An 18,497-nucleotide genomic window follows, 5' to 3' on the forward strand; every position below is an offset into this window, starting at 1 on the left:
TGCTATGCCGGGCGACGATATTCGCAGCAAGCTGTATCCCACTTTGAATATGGAAGAGGCGGAGTATATAGAAATCCGCTCCGCTGTACACGGCTGCAGGGTGACTATAGGGGCTTTTTATAAGCTGCACCGGAACTATAATCACCCGCAACTTTTTACGCAGGGGGAAGTATATGTGCTTGATGATGATTCCAGGGAGAATTATGCCGTCCTCCTGCTATGCGCAGCTACACTTTATAAATTATAGGGCAGTCTTCATTCGCAGGGGGTTAACGTGCGGGGCTGCCTGCTTTTCATGTCATTTTTGTAACAAACTTCTATAAAAGAGTATTTGAATGATTGAAGCATCCCCTGTATGCTTAGTAAGGATTATGGACCGGTCTGCGGCAGCCGCAGAAAACGGAAACCTGGTCTTCCTTATGGCGTTATTATCCAAGTTTGGTATTCCAAAAATATTGATTACAGGCTTGCAACAAATTCGCAGTCTTGCGCGTCAGTAAGATTGCATAGAGAGGGGGAACCTTCGTGGTGGAGCAGGGACTCATCAGAGCCGCTCAAGCGGGCGATCGCGACGCTCTAATCACCCTATTGCGAGAAATTGAAGGACATGTGTATAAGACGGCCTTCTACATTCTGCATAATGAACAGGATGCTCTGGATGCATCTCAAGAGGCATTAATCAGGGTGTATACCAAGATCGGCTCCTATGAGGAGAAGGCCCAGTTCAAAACATGGGTTCAGCGGATCGTGACAAACATCTGTATTGACAAGTTCCGGAGAACGAAGCCTACTGTTTCTATCGATGAGCACGAAATGGTGTTCCAGGATAATAAGCATAACGTAGAGCGCGAAGTGATGTCGGGTTACCTGGCGGAGGATATCCGCGAGGCGATCGATCAGCTTCCTGAGCATCACCGGACGGTGATTGTACTCCGGTATTTACAGGATTTTTCTTACAACGAGATTGCAGACTGTCTGGATCTGCCTTTGAACACGGTGAAATCCTATCTGTTCAGGGCCCGGGCACAGCTGCAGAATAGACTTCAGGAGTATCAGAAAGGTGGTGTGTCAGGATGAAGTGCGCGGAGGTGATGGAATGGATGCACCGCTATTTAGATCATGATCTCAGTCAGGAAGAAATGCTTGAAATGTTCCGTCATATCGATGATTGTCCTTCCTGCGCGGAAGTCTTTGACCGGCTGACGATGCTCTCCCGGCAACTGGAGGAGCTGCCGGATGTGAAGCCTCCCTTCAGTCTGGTCGACTCTATCCTGCCGCAGCTTGAACAGCTGGACCGCGGCGTCCGGGAGGAGCCTGTTATGGTGGGATCTGAAGATCCCAAGATTGTTCCCTTTACACGCCAAAGCACCCGCGGCAAGAAGCCCAAGGGCGCTTCAATAGCAACACGGACAGGCATCGGTGCTGCTGCGGCAGCGGTGATTCTGTTATTCGCCGTCTTCAACATGCCGGAGAGTATGCCGGGGGCGGATATGGATCAGGCGTATAATGCAGCAGGAAGTGAAGCTTCCTCTAAGATGATGACGGGAGCCGCAGACAATGCAGCTCCGGCGGATGCAGGACAGAACAACAGCACTGACGGCGGCGCTGAGATCTTCTTCTCAGAGCAAGCCACGGCGGAGCCGAATGCTGAAGAAGGTGCTCCTCTGAACAGTACAGGGCCTGCTGCCGGGGATAGTGCGGATGTTGCAGACAATGCTGACGGAGCAGACGCAGGTCCGGCTCCGGCCAAGGAGCCTCCGGCAACGCAAGCCCCTTCCGCCAAACGCAATGCCACAGCACCGCCGGCAGAGAATTCCCGGAAGGGCAGCAGCGGGAATGATGACCGTGCCGCTGATCCGGCTGCCCAGAGCCAGATATTCATGGGCACGGCCCAGGAGGATGCAACGGCTGATATGGCAGCTCCCGAGGAGGGTGCATTGCAGCCTTCCGCAGCACCGGAGCCTGGAGCAATGGGTCTGTTGCCTGCTCTGGTAGCTTCCCAGCCTTCATGGCCATCCCCGGACGGCCGTTATACGGCTGAACTGGCCGGACAGCAGGTTGTAATCTACAGCGCTCCTGCAGGCAGTGCAGAGGGAGAACGGGTTGCGCTGAATTCTCTGCCCATGGAAGGGACCTGGGTCTCCGGCGTGTGGTCGGAGGATAGCAGCCAGTTCACCTATGTAACACAGCTGCAGGATGGTACGCAGGCAACGAAGACATACACGGTTCCGGGAGAGAGATCAGCACCGGTTCCTTCCGTTGCTCCATCAGCTTCTGCTTCCCCGCAGTCCAGCCCGGTGATTACTCCGGACGCGGCAACGTCCAATAAATAATCGTGAACTGGAACTTTTTAAGCACCTGCGGAATATGCTAGGGTATGAGGACAGGAATTACAGGATTTGCGAGTATCATCGGTATGACCGCCGGATGGTAAGTTTCTAGAGCTTCCCTCTCCGTCGTTTATATAGATGCGCCGCTGAAACGGAGCAACTTTGGCCCTGGCTGCCGAGGTTGCTCCGTTTTTGCCTATATTTGCAGGCGTTTTTTTGTTAAAATGTATGAATGTATGTGTTGTACGTTGTACGCAACCAGGCAATGAAATGGAAAAGGAAGTGGCGGGATGGATGCCAAAACGGCGGCCAAAGACATCAAACAGGGGAAAATTTCACCGCTGTATGTACTGTATGGCAGCGAGAAATTCCGGATGAATGAATTCACGGCCATGCTGGAGGAACACCTGATAGCCAAAGAGGACCGTGACTTCGCGGTGATTCCCTTCGATCTCTCCGAAACGCCGGTGCAGGCCGTCATAGAAGAAGCAGAGACCGTTCCGTTTATGGTAGAGCGCAAGCTGCTGCTGGTGCGGGATGCCGCCCTGTTCACGGCAGGCAAGGAGAACGCCAAGATTGAACACCGTGTAGAGCTGCTAAGCGATTATATGCAGCATCCTGCTGAATTCAGCGTGATTGTATTTATGGTGAACAACGATAAGCTGGATGAACGCAAAAAAATCGTCAAAACAGCCAAGGCCTCCGGTACCGTCTTAGCCTTCAATCCGCTGGGTGCGGAGGAGCTGCTGCGCTGGGTGGAAAAGGGCTTCCGCGACCGCGGCTGTACGGCTGCTCCGGGCACAGCTGAGGTGCTCATTGCAAGTGCCGGAACCGGGCTGCAGGGCCTGTCGGCAGAGATGGACAAGCTGTGCCTGTTCGCCGGTACTGGCGGTAAGGTGGATGCTGCGGCAGTAGAGAGTCTGGTCCACCGCGGCACGGAGCAGAACATATTTACGCTGGTGGAGGATATCGCGAATCTGCGCCTCGATAAGGCACTGAATACGCTCTATGAGCTGCTGAAGCAGCGGGAGGAGCCGATCAAGATCGCTGCACTGATTGCGCGGCAGTTCAGGATCATCCTGCAGGTCAAGGATCTGTCCGGTCTGAGCTATTCGCAAGGGCAGATTGCCTCCCAGCTCGGGCTGCATCCGTATGCGGTCAAGCTTGCGGGAGAGCAGGCCCATAAGTTCGGCAGCCAGCGTCTGCGGCAGATTCTCAGCATACTGGCCGATCTTGATTATCAGATGAAGACAGGTGCAATCGATAAAGTGCTGGGGCTGGAGATGTTTATGCTTCGCCTTGGCGTGTAATCAGGTACAGGTTAGCGTAGCCTAAGAGCCTGTCCGCTCCGCATCCATGCGGGTGGGCAGGCTCTTAGGCTATTCCGGTATAAGAAAAAATAGCACAAAAAAACCTAACCGTATGCAGCATAGCGGTCAGGTTCTTCAAGTGCTCGTTATGATTGTCGCCCGTGGCTTAAGCTTGAGCCTTCAGAGCGTTCAATTTCTTAGCCAAGCGGGATTTTTTGCGGGCAGCCGCATTTTTATGAACCAGGCCTTTAGTTACAGCCTTGTCCAGCTTTTTGGAAGCAGCTTGGAAAGCAGCGTGAGCAGTTTCCACTTCCGTACCTGTCAGTGCTACATCAGCAGTTTTCACAGCTGTACGAAGCGCGGACTTCTGGGAAGCGTTCAGTGCACGGCGTTTCTCGATCGTCTTGACGCGTTTAACCGCGGATTTGATATTTGGCATTGCATTCACCTCCTGGAAGACATTCGAAATCATCATATGATTCACAACTTAAAATAGTTTAGCATGAAGGGTAGCAAAAAGCAACACTAAAAGCTTTTGAATTATAGCACCGGGGATTGTATAAACAGCGGCTTTCTCTCGCACACTATCGGCAATATGCTTAAGGAGGCTGAACTAATAATGGAACTGGATCTTCAGCTGTATTCGGTACGTACGGATTTGGCAGTGGAAGCAAAGGAAATGGCTCAAGCGCGGTCCAATGCGCCCATTCCCGGCGTCAATGAAGAGGTGCAGGAAGCAGATGGCATCAAGGTTACCCGGCTTGCTGTAGCAGACAATGCCGGTTCCCAGGCGATCGGACGGGCCATCGGCAACTACGTAACGCTGGAGGTTCCGGCACTGCGCGGAGGGGATACCGGCCTGCAGCAGAAGGTTTCCACTGTGTTTGCCCGTGAATTTGAGCATTTTCTGGACAGGATCGGCATTAACCGTAACTCCTCCGTACTCATTGTAGGGCTCGGCAACTGGAATGTAACTCCGGACTCTCTTGGGCCGCTGGTCGTGGAGAATTCGCTGATTACCCGGCAGTTCTATGAGCTGGTTCCTGATCAGGTCTCGCCCGGCTACCGGAATGTGAGTGCGATTGCCCCTGGTGTGCTCGGCCTGACAGGTATTGAGTCCAGTGAGGTTGTGCAGGGGATTGTAGACCGTACGAAGCCGGATGTGATTATAGCCATTGATGCCCTGGCCTCCCGTTCGCTGGAAAGAATCAATACAACGATCCAGATTGCCGATATCGGCATCCATCCGGGTTCAGGCATCGGCAACAAACGGCGGGGTCTGACCAAGGAGGTGCTGGGTGTCCCCTGCATCGCTATCGGCGTCCCTACTGTCTGCTACGCCTCAACGATCGTCAACAACGTGCTGGAGATGATGAGCAATCATTTCGGGAAGATGGAAGGCGGCGGTGCCCATACCAAAGAGATTATGGGCTTGCTGGATGATATCTCCGAGCAGGAGCGGCTGGCGCTGGTTAAGGAAGTGCTTGAACCGCTGGGGCATGACCTGATCGTCACTCCCAAGGAAATCGATGAATTTATTGAAGAGATCGCCAATATTGTCGCCAGCGGACTTAACGCTGCACTGCATGAAGCTGTAGATCCTGGCAATGTTGGTGCCTACACGCACTGATCTTCACCGTTCTTCACAGGCCCGCACAGTCTGCCGCAAGGCAGCACTGCCCTGCGGGTCTTCTCTATGTCCTCTCATTCTAAGGTTCTAGCATTACTCTTCCGCTCATAGATTTGGAGTATGAGAGATTACAGAGGGCTTAGAGGAGGACATAACAATCATGAACAGAAAATGGTTTCAGCTATGGAATATTGGCCGGCTGCGGGGAAGGCTGCTGGATGTTCTGTCGCTGGGGAGAACGATGCTGCTGCTGGCCGGAGGTTCACTTGTATTTTTCATGCTGCTTGGAGCCGGCGGATTGGCCGGACAGAAGCTGAACTCTTCACCCATTCCCTCTATGAAGGGCTTGGCTGCTTCACTCTCCAGCGGATTCTTCATGGAGCTGCTGGGCATGGAGGTTCCGCATTTGCCGCAGGGTGAGGAGCCTTCAGCATTCTCGGGCGACAAGGTTACCTCCTTCGTATTCCGGCTGCTCACCAGCGTCGACCCGGGCGATCCCAAAAGTCTGGTATCGCGTGAGATGCCCGGCCTTGCGGCAGATGATCCCTTCCTGCTCCGGGAAGGCTCCGGGGGGACAGGTACGGCAGGGGCGCCTGCGGATTATCATCCCGGTGTCGATGAATTAGCGGCTGGTGGCGAATCAGGAACCGGTGCTGATCCGGGAACGGACCTGGGCACAGGCACAGAGGCGGGGACCAATGATCCGCCTGCCGGAGGCGAAACGGACAACCCGGGCGGAGAAGTTGTGCAGCCGGAGGCTACGCCTGCACCGGATTCAAGCGGTACGGTTACAGACCCTGGTGAGAGCGAAGGTTATTCGGGGAGCGGAGATGCGGAGAACGGTACCGGGGATACCTCGATCAAACGTATCCTAATCTATCATTCCCATCCCCGCGAGGCCTATAATCCTCTGCTTGGCGCAGCAAGCGATAATCCAAGCTCTGCGGTTCCTTCCAAGAATGTAATGCTGGTAGGATCATATATTGCCAAGCGGCTGGAAGCCCGCGGGATAGGAACTGTCCATGCCCAAGAGGATTACGCCACGGAGGTGCCGGATTATAACTGGAACTTCTCCTATAAATATTCACGCATGACTGTGAAATCGGCGATGGCCGCCAATCAGGAAATGAGTGAGCTGATCGATATCCACCGCGACTCGCAGCGGCATGGCAAAACCACAGCAGAAATCAATGGTAAAAATTATGCACAGGTGTACTTCATCCTCGGGCATGCGAATAAGAATTGGAAACAAAATGAGGCCTTCGCCAATCAGATTCATCAGCTGCTGGAGAAAAATTATCCGGGAGTATCCCGTGGCATATGGGGGAAATCCTCAGGAAACGGGAATAATGGGGAGTATAACCAGACACTATCCCCGAACAGCGTGCTGATTGAGGTAGGCGGAATCGATAATTCTGCCGAAGAGTTGAAGCGGACAGCAGATATTCTGGCAGATGCCATCGCGGATGTGTACTGGGCCAGCCGGGATGCAGAGAAGGCGGCGGCGCCTGAAGAGGGCGATGTCAAACTGGAGGGCACGAGCGCGAAGACATCCGCAGGCGGTGCTTCCTGAGCTAATTCACTTGAAAAAGGAGCGGGGAATATGACGCGGTTCGGTAAAAAGCTGGTCATGGTCGGGATATGGGCGGGAGTCGGGCTTCTGGTGGGTCTGCAATTCGGCGGCGGCAGCGGTTCAGGAGTCTCCGGCGTGCTGCCGGGCTGGAACACTATGGCCGGGAATACTTCTTCGGCCGGTGGACAGCTCCCTGCAGGGCAGAGCAGCACAGCGGGAGCTGCGTCTCTTCCGGCCGCGGGTAGGGCTCAGGGCGGGCAAGCCTATGTATACGTGCCGGTTGTCATTGATCCGGCTACCGGGGCCTATAAGGTGCTGCCTGTGCAGCAGCCGGCTGCAGCTGGTACGGATACAGCAGCCGGGACGGGGAGCCTTCCGCAGCAGGAGGTGAAGGACTACACTACCCTCAGTCCTGAGCAGATTCTGATTCCCGGGGAACAGAAGCCGACCGTAGATGTGCTCGCGGACAAGACGGCCGGCCTGCTGCAGCAGGCTTCGCAGAAAAGCATCCGCTGGGTAGTCTCCCTATTCGATTCATCGGAGGAGTGAAGGAGTGTCCGTGTGCAGCCGGACAGACTTCGAAGGTTAATATGTCATTATGGAACGGTTGCCGCTTAAATTGGAGCGCGCAGCCGTTCCTTTTTCACGGATTCTCCTGTAATTTTTGGCTGCCCCGGGTGTTTCTTTATTTTCCCGCAGCTGGCGGGATTGATGGGTGAAGCCCGTACTGTTATAATAAGAGGATTAACATTAGGCTGTCTGTGGGGGTAAGGAATGACTGACGTTCAGAAACGACAACAACAAATCCGCAATTTCTCGATTATTGCACATATAGACCATGGCAAATCGACACTGGCTGACCGTATTCTGGAGTATACAGGTGCGCTCACTTCGCGTGAAATGCAGGAGCAGGTACTCGATCAAATGGACCTGGAGCGCGAACGCGGTATCACCATTAAGCTGCAGGCTGTACGCCTGACTTATCGTGCCGACGATGGACAGGATTATTATCTGAATCTGATTGATACACCGGGGCATGTCGATTTCACATATGAGGTATCCCGAAGTCTTGCCGCCTGCGAAGGCGCACTGCTGGTAGTGGATGCAGCACAGGGGATTGAAGCCCAGACCCTGGCTAACGTGTATCTGGCACTCGATAACAATCTGGAGATTCTTCCGGTGCTCAACAAGATTGACCTTCCGAATGCCGATCCTGACCGGGTGAAGCAGGAGATTGAGGATGTAATCGGGCTGGATACGAGCGAAGCGGTTCTGGCTTCCGCCAAAGCCGGCATCGGCATTAAGGAGATTCTGGAGCAGGTCGTTAAGCAGGTTCCGGCGCCGACAGGCAACTCCGAAGAACCGCTCAAGGCTCTGATCTTCGATTCCCACTATGACCCGTACAAAGGCGTTATCGTCTATGTCCGCGTTATGGACGGAAGTATCCGTGCCGGTTCCAAGATTAAGATGATGGCAACCGACAAAACCTTTGAAGTTATCGAAGTCGGGGCATTCATGCCGCGTATGACCATTGTGCCTGAGCTGAACATCGGCGATGTAGGGTTTATTGTGGCCGGGATTAAGCATGTAGGAGACACGCGTGTCGGTGACACCGTGACGGATGCCAAGAATCCGACGCCTGAACCGCTGCCGGGCTACCGCAAGATCAATCCGATGGTCTACTGTGGTCTGTATCCGATTGAGACCTCTGATTATAATGATCTGCGTGAAGCGCTGGAGAAGCTGCAGCTGAACGATGCTTCACTTAGCTTCGAGCCGGAAAGCTCCAGTGCCCTGGGCTTCGGCTTCCGTTGCGGCTTCCTTGGACTGCTGCACATGGAGATCATTCAGGAGCGGATTGAGCGCGAGTTCAATCTTCCGCTGATTACTACAGCACCAAGCGTTATTTACCGCATCAAGCTGACTAACGGTGAGACCATTCAGATCGACAATCCGTCGCATTATCCGGAGATCGGGACGATTGACTTCATTGAAGAGCCATATGTGAAGGCAGGAATTATTGTACCGAATGACTTCGTAGGTACAGTTATGGAGCTTTGCCAGAACAAACGCGGCGAATTCGTTAACATGGAGTATCTGGATACGAACCGTGTAACCATTACGTATGAGATTCCGCTGTCCGAGATTGTATATGACTTCTTCGATCAGCTGAAATCGGGAACAAAGGGTTATGCTTCCTACGATTATGAGATCTCCGGATACCGCCAGTCGAATCTGGTGAAGATGGATATCCTGCTCAACAATGAGCAGGTCGATGCGTTGTCCTTCATCGTTCACCGCGACCGCGCTTATAACCGCGGCCGTGTCATCTGCGAGAAGCTGCGCGGCATTATCCCGCGCCAGATGTTCGAGGTGCCGATCCAGGCATCCGTCGGCACGAAGGTGGTTGCGCGCGAGACCGTTAAGGCGATGCGCAAGAACGTACTGGCCAAATGCTACGGCGGTGACATTTCGCGTAAGCGGAAGCTGCTGGAGAAGCAGAAGGAAGGTAAGAAGCGCATGAAGCAAGTCGGCAGCGTAGAGGTGCCGCAGGAAGCGTTCATGGCTGTGCTTCAGATTGAGTAGCAGCGTGCAGGCTCCTTGGAGCTGACAGCTGGATTATAGACCTGCAAGGGAAGCCGTAGGGCTTCCCTTTTCTGGAAATGTTATTTTTCCCGGAGAAACAGGATTAAGATAATAATCAATCGCTTATTTCTCGCAGAAACGGGTGCCGTCCTAAGCAGGGCGGCGCAGCCGTTTCTTCTTACTTTTCAGCAGCAGAGGCTGCAAATAGCTTTTACATTAAATAGAACAAAGGAGACAGCTATGAACACAGCAAACAATGGCCGTCCCCCTGAGGCCGTATATATTCATATCCCGTTTTGCACCAATAAGTGCTTCTACTGTGATTTCAATTCCTATGTCCTGAAGGATCAGCCGGTCATGGAGTATCTGTATGCCCTTGACCGTGAGATGGAGTTGACCGTGAAGAACACGCCTCCCGGTGTAATCAAGACTATTTTTGTCGGCGGCGGTACGCCTACAGTGCTAAAACCGGATGAGATGGCATATTTCCTGCAATCGGTCCGCAGACACTTCCCGCAGTGGGATGAGAATATCGAGTTCTCTATGGAAGCTAATCCCGGCACTACCGATATAGATAAGCTCAGAGTAATGAAGGAAGGCGGCGTCAACCGGGTGAGCTTCGGCGTTCAGGCGTTTCAGAACGAGCTGCTTAGCGGAATCGGCCGTATTCATGATGTGGATGATGTCTACCGCAGTCTGGAGAATGCCCGCGCGGCCGGGCTGGATAATCTTTCGCTGGATCTGATGTTCGGCCTGCCGAACCAGACGGTGGATATGCTGAGAGAGAGCATCGACAAGGCGCTGGCGCTGGATCTTCCCCACTATTCTATCTATAGTCTTAAGGTTGAGGAGAACACGCTGTTCCACACCCTATTTAATAAGAACAAACTTCCCCTGCCGAATGAAGAGGATGAGCTGGCGATGTATCTGCTGCTTATGTCCACCATGGAAGCTGCGGGTTATACGCAATATGAGATCAGCAATTTTGCCAAGCCGGGGCTGGAGAGCCGCCACAATATTACCTACTGGCGCAACGAGGATTATTATGGCCTCGGTGCCGGGGCGCACGGATATGTGGGCCGCCAGCGGCATATGAATATCAAGGGCGTTAATCCGTATAATGAAGCTACGCGCAGCGGGCTGCCCCGTCTGGACAGCTTCCCTATCTCCGAGCAGGAGGCGATGGAGGATTTCATGATGGTCGGCCTGCGGATGCGCGAAGGGGTGTCGGATACGGCATTCCGCTCACAATTCGGGAAGTCGCTGGAGGATATTTTTGCGGGATCGCTGCATAAAATGCTTAAGGCAGGGCTGCTGGAGCAGTCGGGGGAAACCTATCGTCTGAGCAAGCAGGGAATCCTGTTCGGCAACGATGTATTTGGAGAATTTGTCGGTGCTTTGACAGAAGTTTAATTTTAAAATACCCCTTGAATTGTAATTCACTCTGTTGTATATTTATTCATATTAACAACGAGGGGTGAGTCAAAGTGCTTGTCAAAACGGATATGTTCCGCCAGTCTTCTCCTGCGGGAGATCAGCAAGTGATATGCAGAAATGCTACAGTGGAGGATGTAGAGCCGCTGTATCTGATGATAGAGGAATACGCTCAGCGCGGAATTATGCTGCCCCGTTCCAGGCAAGCACTGGCCCGCCAGATCGATCAGTTCGTGATTGCTGAAATCGGCGGCAGATTTGTCGGCTGCGGATCCTTGTTCAGACTCGGAAGCGACCTCGTAGAGGTACGTTCGATTGGTCTGCGGGATGAAGGCAAGGGCAAAGGCGTAGGCTCGATGATTCTGGAGAAGCTGACGGAAGAAGCCAGACGCCAGAAAATTCCGAAGATTATGGCTTTGACCTATGCCGTGGATTTCTTCCTCAGAAACGGCTTCGATGTGGTGGAGAAGGAGATTTTCCCGGAGAAGGTCTGGACTGATTGTGTGCACTGCAAGAAGCAGCATGCCTGCGATGAAATTGCTGTGCTGAAGAGATTGGATTAACCCGGGGGCCATAGGTTCTGCGGCAGCCTATATAATAAGAAACCACTGCCTACGGATCGGAAGCTCCGGGGGGAGTGGTTTTTTTGCGCGGATATGTGGATGTTACACTTCACTCTATATAGTGAATATTTGGATCTGTGCTGCTGTTGTTGCTTCTAAGCATTCAAGTTGTATAACGTACAACTTGAATGCTTTGCACACACATGCTGTTGACCGGTTACCTGGCATAAATAAGCTTGCGCTGCTGCTCTATCAGCTCGGCCAGCTCTGGAGTGGCATATGCAGAGTGAAATGAAGGGAACATTGTATTATAGGCAATCCTTCTGGTGGACCCGTCTTTCATTTCGATTTCCATCCAGTACAGATTGCCCACCCAGCTCTTGGTCTGTTTGGACAGCTCCTCTTGCGGGATGTACTCCAGCTTGGGGAATTCACGGATAAATATGGCGTTGGCCTCCGGAGTGAAGTCCATCAGGTCTGAACCGTCATTGCCGCTGATGAAACGGACGGTTTGTATTTTGCCCTCGGCATCCAGCAGATCGTTAAGGGTTCTGGCTGCAGGGTTGCTGTACGCCTCATAGAGCTGGTCACCCGCCCAGATTCTCGCCGAAGGTTTATATCCATTCACTTCATAGAGCTGAGTACCTGTCTTCAGATTCGTGGCATCTCCATCCTGCATCTTCTTACGGGGACATCTATGCTCGGTTTTGCTGTAGGTAATCTTGCCGATAGCCTTTCCTTTGCTCAGTCCGCTGAGATCACTATCCGTTTCACCGCCATAGAGGACACCATTCCATTGCAGGACGGATGCATAATCCACATCGTCAAAGTAACACTTGTTCTGAGTTGTTTTCACTGTATAGGCCGTAAGCAACAGCACACATAGGATCACGGCGGATAAGGCAAATAACCATGGTTTCATCAAGCGCATTTCATCACCCCTTGTTCTATCTGACGATGAAGCGGATGAATGGTTGCGGGGGCATATCCGAAATAATGGTTTTATCTTGAAAAAAATGCATCTGCCAGTGCTTTGTGATTTGTGAAACTGACTTGACAATGCCAAGGTCAGTTTGGTATTTTTGTATTAGTGGTTAGCACTCATCTGACTAGAGTGCTAACGAATCGGAGCCACAGCCGATAGGAGGGAATAACATGTTAACTGAACGCCAGAGAATGATACTGAATGCAATCGTAGATGATTATATTCTTTCCGCTGAGCCGGTAGGCTCGCGCAGTATCTCGAAACGCGGCGATGTAGGCTACAGTCCTGCAACGATCCGCAACGAAATGGCTGATCTTGAGGACCTGGGGTACCTGGAGCAACCTCATACTTCGGCAGGGAGAATCCCTTCTCATAAGGGCTACCGCTATTATGTGGACCATCTGGTACCGTGGAATTCCGCCGAAACGGCCGAACTGGGCACGATCCGCGCTTTTTTCGCCGAGAAGCTGAATGCGACAGAGCAGGTTATCCAACATGCGGCAATGATTCTTTCCAATATGACGAATTATACTTCCATCCTGCTGGGACCGGAGGTTTTTCATACTTCATTGCGCCACTTTCAGCTGCTTCCGCTCGATGACAACACTGCGGTGGCGATTATCGTTACCAGCACGGGACAGGTGGAGAACAAGATCGTCAACCTTCCTCCGGATATTTCTGTATCCGAGATGGAGAAGGTCGTCAATCTGCTGAACAGCAAGCTGGTGAATGTACCGCTCTATAAGCTGAAGAGCCAGCTCTATTCCGAGCTGGGTGAGGAAATGCAGCGTCACATCTCCCACTATGAAGAATTAATGCAGGTGCTGGACACGGCGCTCGAAAGCGACCATGAACAGCGCATCTATCTCAGCGGTGCAACGAATATGCTGACCCAGCCGGAGTTCAAGGACGTCGACAAGGTGAAGAATATTCTGGATCTGCTGGAAGAGACGCCAACCCTGCTCAAAATGCTGACCCCGGCAAGCGGAGGAACAGGGATGCAAGTGCGCATTGGTACAGAGAATAAGCATGATGCTTTTGCGAACTGCAGTCTGATTACCGCTACCTATTCGCTGGATGGCAAGGCGCTGGGGAGCATCGGCATCCTGGGTCCGACCCGGATGGAGTATGCGCGCGTAATGGGCATTCTGGGGATTCTGTCCCGGGATTTGACAGCGATGCTGGCACACTGGTATAAGTGAACAGAGCGTAATTGATTACGGTGAATGATGATAAGGAGGTGAAGACAACTTGAAAGAGGAAGAGGTTCAGGAAATGAATGAACAGAATGATCCCTCCATAAATGAAAACCAGGCTGCTGATGAGGCGGAAGCTGCAGAAGGCACTGGCACATTTACGGCTGAAGAGGCCGGCGAGGCGGCTTCAGGCAGTGGAGAGGATTTCGGACGGCTGCAGGAGCTTGCGAATGAACATCAGGCGCGCGCACTGCGTGTACAGGCTGATTTCGATAACTTCCGCCGCCGCACACAGAAGGAAAAGGAAGAGCTGGCGCAATATGCGACTTCCAAGCTCGTAACTGAATTGCTTCCGGTACTCGACAATTTTGAGCGTGCATTGGCTACATCTCCGGCAGGCGCGGATTCCGAAGCGTTCACCAAAGGCATCAATATGATTTTCCGGCAGCTGGATGGAGTGCTGAGATCTGAAGGACTTACAGCTATGGAAACGGTAGGACAGCCTTTTAACCCTGAATATCATCAGGCGATCATGCAGGTGGAGAGCGAGGAGCACGAGGAAGGCATCGTGACAGAAGAAGTCCAGAAGGGCTATCTCCTGAAAGATAAAGTTCTTCGTCCGGCCATGGTCAAAGTCAGCATGTAGTTCTGTCTATATAAGTGAGCATTATTCTATGAAGACAATGTTACACCACAATAACAATATGAATGGTTGAAGCCCCGGGCTTCACCTTATGTCTGAGGAGGCAAATTACAGTGAGTAAAGTTATCGGTATTGACCTTGGAACCACCAACTCTTGCGTTGCCGTTATGGAAGGCGGCGAAGCCGTCGTTATCCCGAATCCGGAAGGCGCGCGTACAACCCCATCGGTGGTAGGCTTCAAGAAAGACGGCGAGCGTATCGTCGGCGAGACAGCTAAACGCCAGGCAATTACGAACCCGGACCGTACCATCGCTTCCATTAAGCGCCACATGGGTACGAACCACAAAGAAAGCATTGACGGCAAAGACTACTCCGCACAGGAAATTTCGGCGATGATTCTCCAGAAGCTGAAATCCGATGCTGAAGCCTATCTGGGCCAGACAGTAACCCAGGCCGTTATTACGGTTCCTGCATATTTTAATGACAGCCAGCGTCAGGCTACGAAGGATGCGGGCAAAATTGCCGGTCTTGAAGTTCTGCGTATTGTCAACGAGCCAACGGCAGCAGCACTTGCTTACGGTCTGGAGAAATCCGAGGACCAGACGATCCTTGTTTATGACCTTGGCGGCGGTACATTCGACGTATCGATCCTTGAACTGGGCGACGGCTTCTTCGAAGTAAAAGCTACCAGCGGTGACAACCGTCTTGGCGGGGATGATTTTGACCAGCTGGTTATGGATTATCTCGTGGCTGAATTCAAGAAAGAGCAAGGCATTGACCTGAGCAAAGACAAAGCGGCTGTACAACGTCTGAAAGACGCTGCGGAAAAAGCGAAAAAAGAGCTGTCCGGCGTACTGACAACTACTGTATCGCTGCCGTTCATCACGGTTGTTGACGGAGTACCACAGCACTTGGAGGTCAACCTGACCCGTGCCAAGTTTGACGAACTGACTGCAAGCCTGGTAGAGCGTACGCTTGGACCAACCCGTCAAGCGCTTAGCGATGCCGGCATGACGCCTGCTGATCTGAACAGAATCGTGCTGGTCGGCGGTTCCACACGTATTCCTGCCGTACAGGATGCGATCAAGAAGCTTACCGGCAAAGAGCCTCACAAAGGCGTTAACCCGGATGAAGTAGTAGCTCTTGGTGCTGCTGTTCAAGCGGGCGTGCTGACTGGTGATGTTAAAGACGTGGTCTTGCTTGACGTAACTCCGCTGTCCCTGGGTATTGAAACTGCAGGCGGCGTATTCACGAAGATGATCGAGCGCAACACTACGATCCCTACAAGCAAATCGCAGGTGTTCTCGACCTTCGCTGACAGCCAGCCGAGCGTGGAAATCCACGTACTGCAGGGTGAGCGCCAGATGGCGAACGGCAACAAAACACTGGGACGCTTCATGCTGAACGAGATTCCACCGGCACCGCGCGGCGTACCGCAGATCGAAGTAACCTTCGACATCGATGCCAACGGTATCGTTAACGTATCTGCTACGGATAAAGGCACCAACAAGAGCCAGAAGATCACTATCACTTCTTCCAGCGGCTTGAGCGATGCTGAAGTAGAACAGATGATGAAGGATGCCGAGCTGCATGCTGAGGAAGACCGTAAGCGTAAAGAACTGGTAGAAGCGAAGAACAACGCTGACCAGCTCGTATACTCCACGGACAAAGTCATCAAGGACCTTGCTGACAAAGTCGACGCTTCCGAAATCGAGAAAGCCAATGAAGCCAAAGACAAAGTGAAGGCTGCACTGGAAACCGACAATCTGGAAGAAATCACTGCCGCTACAGAGGCGCTGAATGAGATCGTACAGCAGTTGTCCGTGAAGCTGTATGAACAGGCTGCACAAGCTGAGCAAGGCGCTGAAGGCGGCCAGGGAGCTTCTGAAGGCAATGCCAAGAAAGACAACGTGGTAGACGCCGATTACGAAGTGGTTGACGATGAGAAGAATCAAGGGTAACCTTAAACGATAAGTTTCTATTTGGTGAGAGGGGAAGGTCAAAACCGGGGCATCCCGTGTTTTGGCTTTCCCTTTAAAATGTAAGGGTTTATGGGTTTCCCGTCATAAATTTCTTCTTACATTTCTCGAAGAAACGGTGCCGTCCCCGCGGGACGGCGTAGCCGTTTCTACTTGCCATGTTAAGGGCAGAAGAATAACGATGTACGGAGGTGAAAGCAGTGGCAGATAAACGCGATTATTATGAGGTTCTGGGCCTCGGTAGAGATGCTTCAGACGAAGATGTGAAGAAAGCGTACCGTAAGCTGGCGCGCCAGTATCATCCGGATGTGAATAAAGCGGGCGATGCAGAAGCCAAGTTCAAAGAGGTTAAGGAAGCTTACGACGTCCTCAGTGACGGGCAGCAGCGGGCTCGTTATGACCAATATGGACATATTGATCCTAACCAGGGCATGGGCGGCGGCTTTGGCGGCGGCGGCGGAGATTTCGGCGGTCTTGGCGATATCTTCGACATGTTCTTCGGCGGCGGCGGACGGCGTGATCCGAATGCACCGCAGCGCGGCGGCGATTTGCAGTATACGATGACCATTGAATTCAAGGAAGCGGTATTCGGTAAAGAAACCGATATTACCATTCCGCGTACGGAGACCTGTGATACCTGCTTTGGCTCCGGTGCCAAACCTGGAACGAAGCCGGAGACCTGTTCCGTATGTCACGGCAGCGGCCAGCAGGAATTCGTGCAGAATACACCGCTTGGACAGATGCGTAACCGCCGTCCCTGCTCCCATTGCAGCGGCACCGGCAAGATCATCAAAGAAAAATGTACAACATGTGCAGGCCAGGGCAAGGTTAAGAAACAGCGCAAGATTCATGTGCGCATTCCTGCCGGTGTCGATGACGGCGCACAGCTGCGCATGACCGGTGAAGGCGAAGGCGGCACACGCGGCGGCCCGGCCGGAGATCTGTACATTGTCTTCCGCGTCAAGAATCACGATTTCTTCGAGCGCGAGAACGATGATATTATGTGCGAGGTTCCATTGACGTTCGCTCAGGCGGCGCTTGGTGACGAGATCGAAATCCCTACCCTTACCGAAAAAGTGAAGCTCAAGATTCCTGCAGGCACACAGACCGGAACCTTCTTCCGCCTCAAAGGCAAAGGTGTTCCGCATCTGCGCGGCAGCGGAGTCGGCGATCAGCATGTCCGCGTCATTGTGGTCACGCCTAGCAAGCTTAGTGATGAGCAGAAGGACCTGCTCCGCCAGTTCGCCTCCCATAATGGAGAGAACACTCATGAGCAGGAGCAATCTTTCTTTGACCGCGTGAAACGTGCGTTCCGCGGGGACTGATCTTCATAAGTGTATTATTCCTGCGGCCCTACGGAGCCGCATAGCAGCGCCCGCCTCCATGGAAATTGGAGGCGGGCGTTTTTTTCTCCTTAATTCAACGATGCCGGTTATTTGTTATTTCCCAATGAATCATTCCATCCTTTATACTAACTCTGGTCATTTCCAATTTCTCCAGAACTTTAATGGAAGGAAGGTTATCTATAAGGCATTCTGCCACAATTTTTTTCACTTGTCCTGAGGAGAATGCCCATTCCATAATTGCTTTCACCGACTCTGTAGCTATCCCCTTATTATGCATGTCCTGAATTATTCCATATCCGATTTCTACAATTCCTTTTATATCCGGTCTCCCTTTATATCCAATGTCTCCGATAATTTGGTTATTGTCAGCTAATGTTACAAACCACACTCCCCAGCCCAGCAGTTCAGGGTCTTCCTCAAGATGAGCTAAATATCCGGCGGTATGCTTCCCGATAGGGTATGTTTCAGATACCTTCTTGTAATTTTGTTGGTCAAATGCAGTAATGATTAGCCGTTCAGTTATGATTTGCAGAGTTATTTCCTCCTCATGAATTAACTATTGTTCCGTTAGCTTAGCTTTCTGGTAAGCAGTATTTTCAATGGTGTAATTTAAGCCGTTTTATCCAATTAAGTATCCCGGCTGCTCCAAAACATCTAAATTATCCGCGGTATATGTTCTTTGCCGGGCAGAGGCTGGCGAAAATTTTGGGCATGAAAAGGGCTGCGACAGGCCCATTAGCGGAATCTGAGTCCGCTTAACCAGATAACCTTCCAGATTAGGGAAAATAGCGGATTTTCAGTCCGTCTGATTAGCTGAGGGCCCAGATGGGCTGTAGGAGGCCCTTTCGATTCCCCTTTTTGCCAATTCATATCTGATATTATTCTAATTGGATCCTATCCTATAGGGGCGATATAATTTGTC

General features: G+C 52.2%; 17 protein-coding genes. 14 read left to right on the forward strand and 3 right to left on the reverse strand.

Annotated features, from left to right (window positions below):
- Positions 1–4 precede the first annotated feature (4 nt).
- The 4 genes from NYE33_RS12135 (at position 5) to holA (ending at position 3,640) form a co-directional block, all read left to right on the forward strand.
- Positions 5–247 carry a hypothetical protein gene (locus NYE33_RS12135; RefSeq protein ID WP_042139474.1) on the forward strand — a complete coding sequence of 81 codons (243 nt, stop codon included), beginning with the start codon at positions 5–7 and terminating at the stop codon, positions 245–247.
- A gap of 278 nt (positions 248–525) precedes the next feature.
- Complete coding sequence (locus NYE33_RS12140; protein ID WP_039309588.1) at positions 526–1,077, forward strand: RNA polymerase sigma factor; 552 nt, start codon at positions 526–528, stop codon at positions 1,075–1,077.
- Positions 1,074–2,333, forward strand: a complete 1,260-nt coding sequence (locus tag NYE33_RS12145) for an anti-sigma factor family protein (protein WP_341065928.1) — start codon at positions 1,074–1,076, stop codon at positions 2,331–2,333. The genes NYE33_RS12140 and NYE33_RS12145 overlap by 4 nt, the downstream gene beginning before the upstream one ends.
- A gap of 287 nt (positions 2,334–2,620) precedes the next feature.
- Positions 2,621–3,640, forward strand: coding sequence for a DNA polymerase III subunit delta (gene holA / locus NYE33_RS12150; RefSeq protein ID WP_042139472.1), 1,020 nt, complete (start codon positions 2,621–2,623; stop codon positions 3,638–3,640).
- 166 nt (positions 3,641–3,806) lie between these two features.
- Here holA and rpsT read toward each other — a convergent pair whose 3' ends face one another.
- The gene (gene rpsT / locus NYE33_RS12155) at positions 3,807–4,079 is read right to left on the reverse strand and encodes a 30S ribosomal protein S20 (RefSeq protein ID WP_039309591.1); all 273 of its coding nucleotides are present in this window, start codon (positions 4,077–4,079) and stop codon (positions 3,807–3,809) included.
- 180 nt (positions 4,080–4,259) lie between these two features.
- On the opposite strand from rpsT, the gene gpr reads away from it, so the two are divergent.
- The 6 genes from gpr (at position 4,260) to NYE33_RS12185 (ending at position 11,426) form a co-directional block, all read left to right on the forward strand.
- Positions 4,260–5,270: a GPR endopeptidase gene (gpr, locus tag NYE33_RS12160; RefSeq protein WP_042139471.1), complete on the forward strand. Its 1,011-nt coding sequence runs from the start codon at positions 4,260–4,262 to the stop codon at positions 5,268–5,270.
- A gap of 160 nt (positions 5,271–5,430) precedes the next feature.
- Complete coding sequence (locus NYE33_RS12165) at positions 5,431–6,843, forward strand: stage II sporulation protein P (protein WP_076245063.1); 1,413 nt, start codon at positions 5,431–5,433, stop codon at positions 6,841–6,843.
- A gap of 30 nt (positions 6,844–6,873) precedes the next feature.
- Positions 6,874–7,392 (forward strand): hypothetical protein, encoded by a 519-nt coding sequence (locus NYE33_RS12170; protein WP_076245060.1) that lies wholly within the window; start codon positions 6,874–6,876, stop codon positions 7,390–7,392.
- 225 nt (positions 7,393–7,617) lie between these two features.
- Positions 7,618–9,429 carry a translation elongation factor 4 gene (lepA, locus tag NYE33_RS12175; protein ID WP_042216867.1) on the forward strand — a complete coding sequence of 604 codons (1,812 nt, stop codon included), beginning with the start codon at positions 7,618–7,620 and terminating at the stop codon, positions 9,427–9,429.
- Between the two features lie 240 nt (positions 9,430–9,669).
- Positions 9,670–10,842, forward strand: a complete 1,173-nt coding sequence (gene hemW / locus NYE33_RS12180; protein ID WP_042139467.1) for a radical SAM family heme chaperone HemW — start codon at positions 9,670–9,672, stop codon at positions 10,840–10,842.
- Positions 10,843–10,934: 92 nt separating this feature from the next.
- Positions 10,935–11,426 (forward strand): N-acetyltransferase, encoded by a 492-nt coding sequence (locus NYE33_RS12185; protein WP_042141548.1) that lies wholly within the window; start codon positions 10,935–10,937, stop codon positions 11,424–11,426.
- Positions 11,427–11,643: 217 nt separating this feature from the next.
- Here NYE33_RS12185 and NYE33_RS12190 read toward each other — a convergent pair whose 3' ends face one another.
- Positions 11,644–12,348 (reverse strand): hypothetical protein, encoded by a 705-nt coding sequence (locus tag NYE33_RS12190; RefSeq protein ID WP_341065930.1) that lies wholly within the window; start codon positions 12,346–12,348, stop codon positions 11,644–11,646.
- A gap of 233 nt (positions 12,349–12,581) precedes the next feature.
- Here NYE33_RS12190 and hrcA point away from each other — a divergent pair, with 233 nt between their 5' ends.
- The 4 genes from hrcA (at position 12,582) to dnaJ (ending at position 17,554) form a co-directional block, all read left to right on the forward strand.
- Entirely contained in the window at positions 12,582–13,613 is a 1,032-nt protein-coding gene (gene hrcA, locus NYE33_RS12195) for a heat-inducible transcriptional repressor HrcA (protein ID WP_039309603.1), read from the forward strand.
- A gap of 73 nt (positions 13,614–13,686) precedes the next feature.
- Positions 13,687–14,253 carry a nucleotide exchange factor GrpE gene (grpE, locus tag NYE33_RS12200; protein WP_144026116.1) on the forward strand — a complete coding sequence of 189 codons (567 nt, stop codon included), beginning with the start codon at positions 13,687–13,689 and terminating at the stop codon, positions 14,251–14,253.
- A 110-nt stretch (positions 14,254–14,363) separates the two neighbouring features.
- Positions 14,364–16,211, forward strand: coding sequence for a molecular chaperone DnaK (gene dnaK / locus NYE33_RS12205; RefSeq protein ID WP_042139465.1), 1,848 nt, complete (start codon positions 14,364–14,366; stop codon positions 16,209–16,211).
- A 218-nt stretch (positions 16,212–16,429) separates the two neighbouring features.
- Positions 16,430–17,554 carry a molecular chaperone DnaJ gene (gene dnaJ, locus NYE33_RS12210; RefSeq protein WP_042139464.1) on the forward strand — a complete coding sequence of 375 codons (1,125 nt, stop codon included), beginning with the start codon at positions 16,430–16,432 and terminating at the stop codon, positions 17,552–17,554.
- Positions 17,555–17,648: 94 nt separating this feature from the next.
- On the opposite strand, the gene NYE33_RS12215 is transcribed toward dnaJ, so the two are convergent.
- Complete coding sequence (locus NYE33_RS12215) at positions 17,649–18,128, reverse strand: GNAT family N-acetyltransferase (protein WP_081970183.1); 480 nt, start codon at positions 18,126–18,128, stop codon at positions 17,649–17,651.
- Positions 18,129–18,497: the final 369 nt, after the last annotated feature.

Origin of the sequence: Paenibacillus sp. FSL R10-2199 (assembly GCF_038000235.1) — a bacterium.
GTDB lineage: Bacteria > Bacillota > Bacilli > Paenibacillales > Paenibacillaceae > Paenibacillus_AQ > Paenibacillus_AQ phytohabitans.

What these genes read in the sequence shown, in the direction of transcription:
- holA (WP_042139472.1), top strand. Translation starts at nt 2,621, where the DNA reads ATGGATGCCAAAACGGCGGCCAAAGACATCAAACAGGGGAAAATTTCA.
- NYE33_RS12145 (WP_341065928.1), top strand. Translation starts at nt 1,074, where the DNA reads ATGAAGTGCGCGGAGGTGATGGAATGGATGCACCGCTATTTAGATCAT.
- NYE33_RS12170 (WP_076245060.1), top strand. Translation starts at nt 6,874, where the DNA reads ATGACGCGGTTCGGTAAAAAGCTGGTCATGGTCGGGATATGGGCGGGA.
- NYE33_RS12135 (WP_042139474.1), top strand. Translation starts at nt 5, where the DNA reads ATGCCGGGCGACGATATTCGCAGCAAGCTGTATCCCACTTTGAATATG.
- rpsT (WP_039309591.1), bottom strand. Translation starts at nt 4,079, where the DNA reads ATGCCAAATATCAAATCCGCGGTTAAACGCGTCAAGACGATCGAGAAA.
- hemW (WP_042139467.1), top strand. Translation starts at nt 9,670, where the DNA reads ATGAACACAGCAAACAATGGCCGTCCCCCTGAGGCCGTATATATTCAT.
- NYE33_RS12185 (WP_042141548.1), top strand. Translation starts at nt 10,935, where the DNA reads ATGTTCCGCCAGTCTTCTCCTGCGGGAGATCAGCAAGTGATATGCAGA.
- lepA (WP_042216867.1), top strand. Translation starts at nt 7,618, where the DNA reads ATGACTGACGTTCAGAAACGACAACAACAAATCCGCAATTTCTCGATT.
- grpE (WP_144026116.1), top strand. Translation starts at nt 13,687, where the DNA reads ATGAATGAACAGAATGATCCCTCCATAAATGAAAACCAGGCTGCTGAT.
- NYE33_RS12165 (WP_076245063.1), top strand. Translation starts at nt 5,431, where the DNA reads ATGAACAGAAAATGGTTTCAGCTATGGAATATTGGCCGGCTGCGGGGA.
- gpr (WP_042139471.1), top strand. Translation starts at nt 4,260, where the DNA reads ATGGAACTGGATCTTCAGCTGTATTCGGTACGTACGGATTTGGCAGTG.
- NYE33_RS12190 (WP_341065930.1), bottom strand. Translation starts at nt 12,348, where the DNA reads ATGAAACCATGGTTATTTGCCTTATCCGCCGTGATCCTATGTGTGCTG.
- hrcA (WP_039309603.1), top strand. Translation starts at nt 12,582, where the DNA reads ATGTTAACTGAACGCCAGAGAATGATACTGAATGCAATCGTAGATGAT.